The sequence below is a fragment of the Streptomyces sp. NPDC020192 genome, assembly GCF_044388685.1.
Taxonomy (GTDB): Bacteria; Actinomycetota; Actinomycetes; order Streptomycetales; family Streptomycetaceae; genus Streptomyces.
Map to the genome: position 1 here is coordinate 22,347 of NZ_JBIRXG010000050.1, position 12,142 is coordinate 34,488.

Genomic DNA, 12,142 nt, shown 5'->3' on the forward strand with positions numbered 1-12,142 from the left:
ATGACCGGATGCGGTACAGAATCCTGGGCGTAACCCAAGCAGAAGACGACCAGGGCATCCCCGTACCCATCGGCGGCCGGCGCCTCCGTACGCTGCTCACCGCCCTCGCCCTGCGCCCCGCCCGCACCACCACCCCCGAAACCCTGATCGACGAGATCTGGGCGGACCACCCACCCCAGGACGCCCCCGCCGCGCTGCAAGCCCTGGTCGGCCGGCTCCGCCGTACCCTCGGCCGCCACACCGTCGCCTCCACCCCGGGCGGCTACCGCCTCGAAGCGACCGAGGACGACATCGACCTGTACGTCTTCGAGCGCCTCACCCACACCGGCACCAAGGCCCTCGCCGCCGGCGACCCGGGCACCGCCCACCGCACCCTCACCGGGGCCCTCGCCCTCTGGCACGGCCCCGCCCTCGCCGACCTCCCCGACCGCACCGCGGCCACCCGACCGGAGGCCCTGCGCCTGGAGGCGACGCGCGCGTGGGCCGCCGCCGCCCTCGACCTCGGCCGCGCCCAGGACGTCGTACCGGAGCTGAGGGAACTCACCACGGCCCACCCGCTGGACGAGTCCCTGCACGCCCTCCTCATCCGCGCCCTGCGCGACACGGCCCGCCCCGCCGACGCCCTCGCCGCGTACGAGTCCGCCCGCCGCGCCCTCACCGACACCCTCGGCACCGACCCGGGCCCGGAACTCCAGGACCTGTACGCGTCGTTGCTCAGGCAGCGACAACCACAGCCACATCCACCGAAGACCTCGCCACACGCCCGACCCCCCGAGCGCACCGGCAATCTCCGCCCCCGTCTGACGAGCTTCGTCGGACGGGAACCGGAGCTCGAAGCCATTCGTTCGGATGCGCACAGGGCCCGCCTGGTCACGCTCACCGGACCGGGCGGCTCGGGAAAGACCCGCCTCGCCGAGGAAGCCGCCGCAGGGCTCCCGCAGGCATGGCTGGTCGAGCTGGCCCCGCTCGACCACCCGGAGGCGGTGCCCGGCGCGGTCGTCAGCGCGCTCGGTCTGCGCGAGACCGTGCTGCTGACCAACGAGCTGGCGACCCAGCAGGACGACCCCGTCGCCCTGCTGATCGAGTACTGCGCCCCGCGCAGCCAACTCCTGATCCTTGACAACTGCGAGCATGTCATCGGCGCGGCAGCCGACCTCGCCGAGACCCTCCTCACCCGCTGCCCCGGGCTCACGATCCTCGCGACCAGCCGTGAACCCCTGGGCGTCCCCGGTGAGTCGGTGCGCCCGGTCGAGCCCCTCGTCCCGGAGCAGGCGCACCGCCTCTTCGCCGAGCGCGCGAAGGCCGTCCGTCCCGACGCCGACGCCGTGCTCGCCGACACCGAGGCCGTGGCGGAGATCTGCCGCCGCCTGGACGGGCTGCCGCTCGCCATCGAGCTGGCCGCGGCCCGGCTCAGGCTGCTGACCCCGCGGCAGATCGCCGACCGGCTCGACGACCGCTTCCGCCTGCTCACCTCCGGAAGCCGCACGGTCCTGCCCCGCCAGCAGACCCTGCGCGCGGTCGTCGACTGGTCCTGGGACCTGCTGGACGAGCGCGAGCGCACCGTGCTGTGCGAGGCGTCCGTGTTCGCCGGCGGCTGGGACCTCGCGGCGGCCGAGGCCGTGTGCACCGGCCCGGCGGCCGACCTGATCGGCGCCCTGGTCGACAAGTCCCTCGTCGTCGCCGCCCCGGACCCCACCGGGGGTATGCGCTACCGCATGCTGGAGACCATCCACGAGTACGCCGTCGAGCGCGCGGCCGAGGTTCCCGGCCTGCGCGCCGCGGCCGAGCGCCGGCACCGGGCGTGGGTGCGCGCGCTGGTCGAGGAGGCCGAGCCGCAGCTGCGGTCCGCGGCCCAACTGCCGTGGATCTCCCGCCTGGAGAGCGAACTGGACAACGTCCGGGCGGCCCTGGACCGCGCGGTGCGCGCCGGCGACGAGGCGGAGGCGGGTGCGATCGTCCTCGCCATCGGCTGGTTCTGGTGGCTGCGCAACCACCGCCCGGAGGCGATCGCCTGGGTCCGCCTCGTCCTGCGCCTGGGCGTGGCCCTGGACACGCTGCCGGCGTCCGGCATGCCGGACGCCCTGCGCACCGGCGGCGGTCTGGCCGCGCTGGTCGACGTGGCCGATCCGATCGGGGCCTTCCTCGCCGCCCCGGACGGCGAGGCCCGGCATCCGCTGCGGGAGCTGCGGATGGACCTGCGGATGCTCGACCTGTTCCTGACCTCCGAGTCGAACGCGGATCACCTCGCGGCCGACTCGCGGGCCCCGCAGTACGTCGCGCGCGTGCGGGCCGCCTACGAGCACGGCGGCCCCCAGGCGGCCCGGCTCCCGGGCATCGTCTGGCCGCTGACCGCCTACGTCCTGGGCGGCTTGGTGCAGGTCGGCCCCGACATGGCCGCGGCCGTCGCCAACTGCCGCCGGTACGGCGGGGACTGGGAAGTCGGGGTCTCCCTGATGTACCGCACACATGTGGTCGTCGACTCCCCGGGCAATCTGCGGGGCGTGGACGAGGACCTGGCCGAGCTGCGCACGCTCAGCCGGCGCGTGGGGGACCGCTGGATGCGGGCGCAGGTGTGCAGCGCGGCCGGCGAGGCGGCCATGGCGCGCGGCCGCTTCGACGAGGCGGGCGCCGAGTACGAGGAGGCGCTGCGCCTCGCCTACGAGGTCGGCGCCTACGCCGAGTCGCCGTTCCTGATGGCGCGGCTCGCCGAGATCGCCTACCGCTCCGGCGACGCCGGGGCCGCGCTGACCGCCCTGGACGAGGCGGCGGCGGCCGCCGAGCGGTACGCGGTACCGGAGGCGAGCGCCTTCGTGCTGCTGATGCGCACCCAGATCGCCCTGCGGGACGGGCAGACGGCCCACGCCCGGGAGCTGTACGAGGCGACCCGCGCGTTGGCGCGCGCGGGGAGCCCACCACCGCAGTTCGGGGCGGGGCTGCGCATGGTCGAGGCCCTTGTGGTGGCCGACGAGTCGGGCCCCGAGCACGGGCTGCCGATCCTCGCCGAGGCGCTGCGCGAGGCCGTGGCCCAGCGGTGTGCCGAGTCGATCACGGCGGGGCTGGTGGACACCGCGGCCTGGCTGCTGGCCCGCCGCGGTGACCTGGCGGCCGCGATCCGGCTGTACGCCGCCGCGGACCACTGGCGCGACGGCAACCGCCGCTCCCAGCCGGACCGCGACCAGGCCGCCCGGGTGCACGCGGACGCCCGCGCGGCCCTGCCGGCCGGCCGTTACGCGGCCGAGCGCGCGCGGGGCGCGTCCTTCGACGTGGCCGAGGTTCTGCGCGAGCTGGAGTCCCGGGAGACGGCTATCGGCAGGTGATCCGGGACTCCGCCCAGTCCGCGAGGGCAGCCCGGTCGAAGATGTTGCTGTGCGGCTCCACGACGAGCCGTACGGTCCTGCGCCCGGTCAGGTCCACATGGACGGGGAGGGCCTGGTCACGTTCCTTGACCATCCCGGACTGCCACAGCCGGACCCCGTCGGCGTAGACGGAGAACGACACCTTGCCGAGGCCGAGTGTCATGTCGTCCACGCCGATCAGCGCGTCGTAGGCGGTGCACTGCCGGTTCAGGGCGATGGTGACGGAGGACTCGCCGTGCACGGTCGCCCCCTGCGCGTACTCCTTGCCGCCGATCGACATGCCGTAGCGCTGCCACACCCAGCTGCTCTCGCCGAGCTGGATCTCGGGCTTGGTGCCGTCGCCGTTGACGTCGTAGCTCAGGTCGCTCAGCTCGTAGACGGTGGGCGCCGGCGGCGGAGCGGGCGTCGGGGGCGGCGTCGGCTTCGGCGGGGGAGTCGGTGAAGGGGTGGGCGTGGGCGTGGACGTGGGCTTGGGGGTCGGCGTGGGCGCGGGCTTCGGGGTGGGGGTGGGCGTCGGAGTCGGCGCCGGCGCCGACTCGGCGACGGGCACCACCGGCGGCGGGGCGGGCTTCCGCTTCGACGGGGTCGGCTGCGGCGCCGACGGCCGCACGACCGGCGCGGACGGCGCCGGCCCGGCGACCTCCTTCGTCGGCGGGTGGCTGTCGTTGAGCAGGGCCAGCGCCACCGCGGCGGCGGCCACAGCGACCACACCGGCCGCGATCCCCGCCTTCACCGGCGCCCCGAGCGCCTCCGAGGCCGCGGCACCGCCCGCGCCACCCGCCCCGCCGGACGACCCGCCGGCCGCGGCCCCGGCCGCCCCGACCCCTGCACCGCCGGCGATGATGCCGAGCGCCTTGGCATATCCGGCGGCCCCGAACCAGCCGATGACCGCGACCGGGACGACACCGGGGATGCCGCTCGCGACCTCTTCGATCTGCGCGGCCGCCAGCCGGCACCTGGCGCACTCCTCCAAATGCTTGCGCAGACCCCGCTCGGCACGGATGCGCAGCTTGCGGCGGGCGTAGGTGCCGAGCTGGTCGGCGTACCGGGCGCACTCCTCGTCACCGGCGAGGGAGGCGCTGACGTGGGCCTGGAGATAGGCCTGCTTGAGCCCTTCGCGCGCGCGGCTGGCGAGCACCCGGGTGCCGTTGGCGTCCAGCCCGAACAGCACGGCCACCTCGCTCGGGGACTCGTCCTCGACCTCGGTGTGCCACAGCACGGCCTGCCAGCGCTCGGGCAGCGAACGGAAGGCCCGCATCGCCATGGACTGCTCGGCCTCGTGCAGGGCGCGCACATCGGCGCCCGGATCCCATGTGTCGTCGTCGGACACCTCGGAGGAGCGGGAGGCCTGCTGGGCGAAGACGGCGAAGTCGTCGACGAGCTGCTCGCGCCGCGCGGACTTGATCCAGCTCGCGGCGACGCGTCGTACGGAGGTGAGCAGATAGGCCCGTACGGCGTGCTCGGGCCCGGACCCGCCGCGCACGGCCTGCAACATCCGGGCGAAGACCTCGGCGGTGAGGTCATCGGCGGTATGCGCGTCCCGGCAACAGGTCCGCGCATAGCGCCGTACGGCGTCGGCATGCCGCCGGTACAGCTCCTCGTACGCGGAGTCGTCGCCCCCGCGCATCCGCTCGATCAGCTCGGCGTCGCCGGGTGGCATCCCCCGGGGCGGCGGCAGCACACTGCCCTCGCGCTGAGCCGGCACGCTCTTCTCGCTCCGCCCACCGGAGGAGGCCGCGCGCCCGCCCTGGCTCGGCACCTGGGGCGGGGTCACCCCGGTGGCCTCCGCGCCCGCGTCGTCACCGCGTGGCCCGTCCCACCCAGCCCAATCCGTCACGGGCTCAGAGTGCCACATGGTGTTTTGTTCAAGTACCCCCAGCTCATGCCATCACTCGTCCGAGGGTTCTTGTCACCACGGCCCGCCGGTCACCACCCGAACGAGCGGCAACGCACCCCCGGTCACGGGCGGCGAGGCCCCCGCAGGGACCCCGCCCCCGGCAGGCGAACTACGCGGGCCGCGACCGCAGACCCTCCAGCAGAATGTCCAGCAACCGACCCGAAGCCGCGGCCTGCTGTGCGGCATCCGGCAGGGACGGCGCCGCCGTGGCGATCACGAGCAGCACGTCGGACACGGACACGTCCGGCCGCAGCTCACCCGCCGCCCGAGCCCGCTCGACCAGCTGCCCGACCACGTCGAGCAACTCCCCGACCCCGCCGCTGTCCTCGGCAGCCGCGGATTCCCCGGCCACCAGCCGCAGTTCACCGTTGCCCGGCTGCACCCGCTGCTGCGGCACCCGAGGCTCTTCCGCGGAGCCCCCGGCAGCACCACCCTCGGCCGAACCGGCGGAGCCACTCGCGGAGCCGGCGAGCACCTGCGGCGGCAGCAGCCGCCCCGCCCCCGACGCCACCGACGTCCGCAGGAAGCGGGACAGCGCCGACCACGGCTGCTCCTCCTGCCCGAGCGCGGTGCGCGCCTGCTCGGTCAGCCGGGCCGTCTCCTCCTCGGCTATCCGCCGCACCAGCACGTCCTTGCTGGGAAAGCGCCGGTACACCGTGCCGACACCGACCCGTGCGCGTCGCGCCACGTCCTCCATCGGCGCGCCGTACCCCAGCTCGCCGAAGACTTCACGCGCCGCACGCAGCACGTGCTCCAGATTGCGCTGTGCGTCCACGCGCAGCGGTGTCGTACGCGCCGCGTCCGCGCGTCCGTTGCCGACCGCCGCGCTCGCCGTCCCGCCGCCCGGTGCGACGGCGGCTGCGGATGACCAATGATGCGTGTCCTGAACATGCATGTGTTTCCCCCGGTAAATGACGTCTCCCCCCGGAGACTCCCCGCCACTGAATCCGGAGTGCCGGAACCGACTTCGATCTCGACCGGGTCCGCCCGTCGCGAGCCCCGTTCGACCACAATCCCTACACCCCGTCGACACACGAACATAGTTGAGAGGAAGTCAATTCAGAAGGGGCAGGTTCCGCACGGAGCGCCCCCCGATCGGAGTACGGGTCGTATACACCCCGATTCCCCACCTTCGCACACTGTGGCCCGCACCCGCTGACCTGCCCCCTTTCGTCCGCCCCGGCGACCGCGCCCGGCCCGCCGCACACCCGACCGCCGGTCACACAAATTGCCGGGGCTGTGGACAAACAACAGCGCCGGGTGCGTCATGGGATGGTGAAGGAACGTGCGCGCATTCTGGTTGTCGGCGGCGGCTACGTCGGGATGTACACGTCCCTGCGCCTCCAGCGGAAGCTGAAGGGCGAGCTCAGGCGGGGTGAGGCCGAGATCACCGTCGTCACGCCCGACTCCTACATGACGTACCAGCCGTTCCTTCCGGAGGCGGCCGCCGGTTCGATCTCCCCTCGCCATGTCGTCGTACCGCTGCGCCGCGTCCTGGACCAGTGCCACGTCGTCGTCGGCGAGGTGACCTCCGTGGACCACGCGGTGCGCACCGCCGCCGTCACCACCCTCGCCACCGCCGAGGAGGGCAAGGCGGCCGACCTCCTCGGCTACGACGAGCTCGTCATGGCCCCCGGCTCGGTCTCCCGCACGCTGCCCGTCCCCGGCCTCGCGGAGTACGGCATCGGTTTCAAGACAGTCGAAGAGGCCATCGGCCTGCGCAACCACGTCATCGAGCAGATGGACATCGCCTCCTCCACCCGCGACCCGGCGATCCGCGACGCCGCCCTCACCTTCGTCTTCGTGGGCGGCGGCTACGCGGGCGTGGAGGCGCTCGCCGAACTGGAGGACATGGCCCGCTACGCCGCGCGCTACTACCACAACGTCCGCCCCGAGGACATGAAATGGATCCTCGTGGAGGCCTCCGACCGCATCCTGCCCGAGGTCGGCGCCGAGATGGGCCGCTACACCGTCACCCAGCTGCGCCGCCGCAACATCCAGGTCCTGCTGGAGACCCGCCTGGACTCCTGCGCCGACCGCGTCGCCGTCCTCAGCGACGGCCAGCGCTTCCCGACCCGTACGGTCGTGTGGACCGCCGGCGTCAAACCGCATCCCCTGCTCGCCGCCACCGACCTGCCGCTGACCGAACGCGGCCGGCTGAAGTGCACCGCCCAGCTGACCGTCGACGGCACGGAACACGCCTGGGGGGCCGGCGACGCGGCGTCCGTACCCGACGTCACCGCGGCCGAACCCGGCACCGAGACCGCCCCCAACGCCCAGCACGCCCTGCGCCAGGCCCGTACCCTCGGCGACAACATCGCCCACGCGCTGCGCGGCGAGCCGTTGGAGACGTACGCGCACGCGTACGCCGGCTCGGTCGCCTCCCTCGGCTTCCACAAGGGCGTCGCCCAGGTCTACGGACGCAAGCTGAAGGGCTACCCTGCCTGGTTCATGCACCGCGTCTACCACCTCAGCAGGGTGCCCACCGTCAACCGAAAGGCCCGAGTGCTGGCGGAATGGACCCTGTCCGGACTCTTCAAACGGGAGATCGTCTCGCTCGGTTCACTCGAACATCCCCGAGCGGAGTTCGAACTCGCGGCCGGTGGAAAGCCTCCTCACAGCCCCTCGGACGACCCGAAGGGGTCGTCCTGACCGGATCCAGGAACTCCACGGCCCGCTCCGGCGTCTGACGGATGTCGCCGCGGCCCGCCCCCAGCAAGACCCTGCCAGACTGCCCCACGTCCGCGGACGGGCCACCCGCCCGCCCACAGCACCCACGAGGCCTTCCCCACTGTGAACTTCACGCGCTGGAGCGCCCGGCTCCCCGGAACGCAGCGCCGCGCCGCAGCGCGGACCGAGACCCCGGTCCCCCCGGACCGGCGAGGGGAGGGCTCGGTGCCCGCGGCCCGCGCCGAGCAGCCGGCCGATGGGCAACCTCTGGTGCCCGCCGTCGACGAACTGCCCGCGCGCGACGTCCTCGACCGCGTCCCGGCCCTGGTCGCGCTCGTGCACGGCCCGGACCACCGCATCGCGTACGTCAACGACGCGTACACGGCGGCCTTCGGCGTACGCCCGATGGGCGCACCCGCCCGCGAGGCCCTGCCCGAACTCGCCGAACTGGGCCTGCTCCCGCTCCTCGACCAGGTGCTGCGCAGCGGCAAGCCCCGCACCCTGAAGTCCCGCAAGGCCGTCGACGGCAGGTCGTACACCTTCACCTGCACCCCCGTCGCCGAGGACGGCGACCGCGACGGTGGCGTACTGGTCTTCGCGACGGACGTCACCGACCACGCGGAGGCCGCCGAACGCCTGCGCGCCAGCGAGCGCCGCCAGCGCGAAACGGCCGTCACCCTCCAGCGCTCCCTCCTCCCCCAGGAGCTGGAGCAGCCCGACGACCTGCGCATCGCCGCCACCTACCAGCCCGGCGGCACCGAGGCGGCGGTCGGCGGCGACTGGTACGACGTGATCACCCTGGGCGGCGGCCGCACGGCCCTGGTCATCGGCGACGTGATGGGCCGGGGCGTCCGGGCGGCCGCGGTCATGGGCCAGCTGAGGACGGCCGTCCGGGCGTACGCCCGCCTGGACCTGCCCCCGCACGAGGTGCTGCAACTCCTCGACGGCCTGGCCACCGAGATCGACGCCAACCAGATCGCCACCTGCGTCTACGCCGTCCACGACCCCAACGAGGGCCGGCTGGTGTACGCCTCCGCGGGCCACCTCCCGATCCTGGTCCGCGACGAGAACGGCACGGTCTCCCGCGCCGACGAACCCACCGGCCCGCCGCTCGGCACCGGCGGCTGGATGCACGCGTCGGGCTCGATCGCGCTGGGCCCCGGCTCCACGGCGGTCCTCTACACGGACGGCCTGGTCGAGCGCCGTGACGAGGACCTGGACGAGGGCATCGCGTCCCTCGAACGCGCCCTCGCCGGTGCCACGGGCACTCCCCAGGTGGTCTGCGACCGCCTGGTCCGCTCGGCCGGCGTCACCGCCGACCACGACGACGACGTCGCCGTCCTCGTCCTCCAGCACCCCGCCCGTACGGGCCCCGACGGCGACCTCTTCCGCAACGCGGCCCTGGAACTCCTCGGCGGTGTGGAGGCGGCCCCACGCGCGCGTGCCTTCGCCTCCGGCGTCCTGACGAGCTGGCGCTTCCCGGCCGAACTGCACGACCTGGGCGTCCTGGCGACCAGCGAACTGGTCGCCAACTCCCTCCAGCACGGCACCCCACCCATGCGCCTGCGCCTGCGTCGCACCGACCGCCGCCTGATCATCGAGGTCACGGACGGCGATGACCACCTTCCCCGCCGCCGCCGCGCGGAACCGGCCGACGAGTCGGGCCGCGGCATCGCCATCGTGGCGACGATCGCGTCCAACTGGGGGTCGAGAAGGACTCCAGGGGGTGGAAAGGCGGTGTGGTGCGAGTTCGTGTTGCAGAAGACAGTCACGCCGTAGCCGCGTGCCTCACGACTACGCCGCCAGGGACTCCGCAGGTGCCTCGCCCCGGGCGACGACGCGGCTGGTGCGCAGCCACGGCCGGTCCTGCACATCCGTGAGCCGCCGGCCGAGCCGCAGCGCAAGCACGCTGATCCCCAGCGAGAACAGCAGGAACGTCACGATGTACGGCGCGGGCAGCGAGGCCCCGAGCGGCCCGCCCACCGCCGGACCGACGGCCAGCGCCAGCTGCTTGACCAGGGCGAACGCCGAGTTGTACTGCCCGGCCATGCCCTCCGGCGCCAGATCGGCGACCAGCGGCGCGACGGTCGGCGACAGCATCGCCTCACCCAGCCCGAACAGCGCGTACGTCGACACGAACGCGGCCGTCGCCATCTCCCGGCTGCCGTGCCCGAGCCCCGCGTACCCGGCCGCGACCCACGCCACGGCCCAGATGAGGCCCACCGCGGCGATCACCCGCGACCGCCGGCGCCGCTCGACGAACTTCAGCACGGCGAACTGGGCGACCACGATCATCAGCGTGTTCGCGGCCAGCGCCGTACCGAGCGCGGAGGTCGATATCCCGGCCGCCTCGACGCCGTACGCGCTCAGCCCGGACTCGAACTGGCCGTAGCAGGCGAAGAACAGCACGAAGCCCAGCACGCTCAGCTGCACCATCGCCCGGTTCCCGAGCAGCTGCTTCCAGCTGCCCTTCGCCGACGGCGTGGGCGCGTCCGTCAGCCGTGGGGCGTGCGGCATCCGCGCCGTCGCCAGCACCACGACCAGCAGCAGGAACATCGCCGCCTCGATCGCGAACAGCAGCGTGAACGAGGACACGCGCGTGGTGTCGACGAGATGGCCGCCGATGAGGCCACCTATGCCGAGCCCCAGGTTCTGGAGAAAGAACTGCATCGCGAACGCCCGCGACCGGGTGTCGGCGGTCGAGCAGTCCACGATCATCGTGGCCAGTGCCGGCTGCATCACGGCCTGCCCGGCCCCGAGCGCCGCGGCCGACAGCAGTACGGCGGCGGAGCTGCCCGCGAGACCCAGGCTCAGCGCACCGAGCGCGGCGGTGACCAGGGCGGCGAGCAGGACCGGCAGCGGGCCGCGCCGCACGATCGCCCGGCCGGCGAACGGCAGCACGATCAGCGCGGCCACGGCGAAGACCGCGAGCACGAGCCCCGCCGTCATGGCTCCCAGCCCCCGCACCTGCGCCACATAGACGTACAGGTAGGGGACGGTGAAGCCGAGCCCGAACGCGCTGAGTGCGTTGCCCACGTGGATCCGGCGCATCGCTGCGCCCATCGCCCTGGTCACGTTCACCTCTCTCACTAGTTAGGTCTGAAGACTTCGAAGCTAAAGTTCGAAGCTAAAGAGTACACAGTGAAGGACTTCAAAGCAAAGGGGTGGCGTGCGATACTGCGACCATGGCCGACACGCCCGGCGTCACAGAGCCGACCCTCGACGAACAGATCGCCGCCTACCAGCGCGAGTTCCAGGACCTCGACCCTCAGGTCGAGCAGATCGTCTCGGCACTGTCCCGGCTCAACCGCCGGATGAACGTCGCCTACGGCCGCCAGACCTCCGCCCTCGGCATCAGCAACGCCGAATGGGAGGTCCTCAAGGCCCTCGTCCTCTCCGGCGCCCCCTACCGCATGGGTCCCAGTGACCTCGCCAAGCGCCTCGGCCTCACGCCGGCCGCGATGACCCACCGCATCGACCGCATGGTCGCCGAGGGGCTGGTCACCCGGGAGAGGGACGAGTCCAACCGCGTACGGGTGATCGTGGAGCTGACCCCCGAGGGCCGCGAGAAGTGGCTGGAGGCGATGCGCCTCGCCACCGTCTTCGAGGAGGACCTGCTCCAGGACCTCACCCCTGTGGAGCGCGCGGTGCTGGGAGAGGTCCTCACCCGCCTCCTGCGCAGGGTGGAACACGCCCAGCCGGACGCCGGCGGCCGTCTCAGCGATCTGGATTAAAGATCTTGACAGGGACGGTTGACACCGCCCCGCCCGATCCGTAAATTTCTCCGAGTTGCCACGGAGCCGTAACGCTTCTGCGGCAGCACCTCTCGCCACGCAAGTGGCACCCAACCACCAGCACGATCACCCAATCGGGTTGTTTTCGGCGTGCCCGAATTCAATTCGAATAGGGATCTGGCGTCCCGATTGGGAATCGCCGGAGAGATCCGCTAAGGTTTGGGAGGTCGGAAGGGCCGAACAGCCCGGAAGACAAGCCCCCTGACTGGGAGTCAGATGCCGAAAGGATCTGATAGAGTCGGAACCGCTGGAAAGGGAAACGTGAGAGCGAGAACCTGGAAAGCACCGAGGAAATCGGATCGAGAAAAGATCTGATAGAGTCGGAAACACCGAAGGGAAGCCCGGAGGAAAGCCCGAGAGGGTGAGTACAAAGGAAGCGACCGTTCCTTGAGAACTCAACAGCGTGCCAAAAATCAACGCCAGAT

The 12,142-nt window shown here is 72.7% G+C and carries 7 protein-coding genes; 4 read left to right on the plus strand and 3 right to left on the minus strand.

Annotation, left to right across the window (positions count from 1 at the left end; all coding sequences use genetic code 11):
- Nucleotides 1–8 precede the first annotated feature (8 nt).
- On the plus strand, nt 9–3,317 hold the full coding sequence (locus ACH47Z_RS43440; RefSeq protein WP_399084947.1) for an ATP-binding protein: 3,309 nt from the start codon (nt 9–11) through the stop codon (nt 3,315–3,317).
- Here ACH47Z_RS43440 and ACH47Z_RS43445 read toward each other — a convergent pair.
- Both ACH47Z_RS43445 and ACH47Z_RS43450 read right to left on the minus strand, forming a co-directional pair.
- On the minus strand, nt 3,304–5,061 hold the full coding sequence (locus tag ACH47Z_RS43445) for a sigma-70 family RNA polymerase sigma factor (protein ID WP_399084962.1): 1,758 nt from the start codon (nt 5,059–5,061) through the stop codon (nt 3,304–3,306). The genes ACH47Z_RS43440 and ACH47Z_RS43445 overlap by 14 nt on opposite strands.
- Before the next feature lie 301 nt (nt 5,062–5,362).
- The gene (locus tag ACH47Z_RS43450) at nt 5,363–6,148 is read right to left on the minus strand and encodes a TetR/AcrR family transcriptional regulator (protein ID WP_399084950.1); all 786 of its coding nucleotides are present in this window, start codon (nt 6,146–6,148) and stop codon (nt 5,363–5,365) included.
- A gap of 377 nt (nt 6,149–6,525) precedes the next feature.
- Here ACH47Z_RS43450 and ACH47Z_RS43455 point away from each other — a divergent pair, with 377 nt between their 5' ends.
- Together ACH47Z_RS43455 and ACH47Z_RS43460 are read left to right on the plus strand one after the other, a co-directional pair.
- Entirely contained in the window at nt 6,526–7,905 is a 1,380-nt protein-coding gene (locus ACH47Z_RS43455) for an NAD(P)/FAD-dependent oxidoreductase (protein ID WP_399084953.1), read from the plus strand.
- Between the two features lie 141 nt (nt 7,906–8,046).
- Complete coding sequence (locus ACH47Z_RS43460) at nt 8,047–9,702, plus strand: SpoIIE family protein phosphatase (protein WP_399084956.1); 1,656 nt, start codon at nt 8,047–8,049, stop codon at nt 9,700–9,702.
- Nucleotides 9,703–9,717: 15 nt separating this feature from the next.
- Here the strand turns inward: ACH47Z_RS43460 and ACH47Z_RS43465 are convergent, their stop codons facing one another.
- Nucleotides 9,718–10,974: an MFS transporter gene (locus ACH47Z_RS43465; protein ID WP_399084965.1), complete on the minus strand. Its 1,257-nt coding sequence runs from the start codon at nt 10,972–10,974 to the stop codon at nt 9,718–9,720.
- A gap of 134 nt (nt 10,975–11,108) precedes the next feature.
- Here ACH47Z_RS43465 and ACH47Z_RS43470 point away from each other — a divergent pair, with 134 nt between their 5' ends.
- Nucleotides 11,109–11,657, plus strand: a complete 549-nt coding sequence (locus ACH47Z_RS43470; RefSeq protein ID WP_399084959.1) for a MarR family winged helix-turn-helix transcriptional regulator — start codon at nt 11,109–11,111, stop codon at nt 11,655–11,657.
- The last annotated feature ends 485 nt before the right edge of the window (nt 11,658–12,142 follow it).

Bases quoted from the DNA above. Each gene is read 5' to 3' on its own strand.
- ACH47Z_RS43450 (WP_399084950.1), bottom strand. From the start codon at position 6,148: ATGCATGTTCAGGACACGCATCATTGGTCATCCGCAGCCGCCGTCGCA.
- ACH47Z_RS43465 (WP_399084965.1), bottom strand. From the start codon at position 10,974: ATGCGCCGGATCCACGTGGGCAACGCACTCAGCGCGTTCGGGCTCGGC.
- ACH47Z_RS43440 (WP_399084947.1), top strand. From the start codon at position 9: ATGCGGTACAGAATCCTGGGCGTAACCCAAGCAGAAGACGACCAGGGC.
- ACH47Z_RS43470 (WP_399084959.1), top strand. From the start codon at position 11,109: ATGGCCGACACGCCCGGCGTCACAGAGCCGACCCTCGACGAACAGATC.
- ACH47Z_RS43455 (WP_399084953.1), top strand. From the start codon at position 6,526: ATGGTGAAGGAACGTGCGCGCATTCTGGTTGTCGGCGGCGGCTACGTC.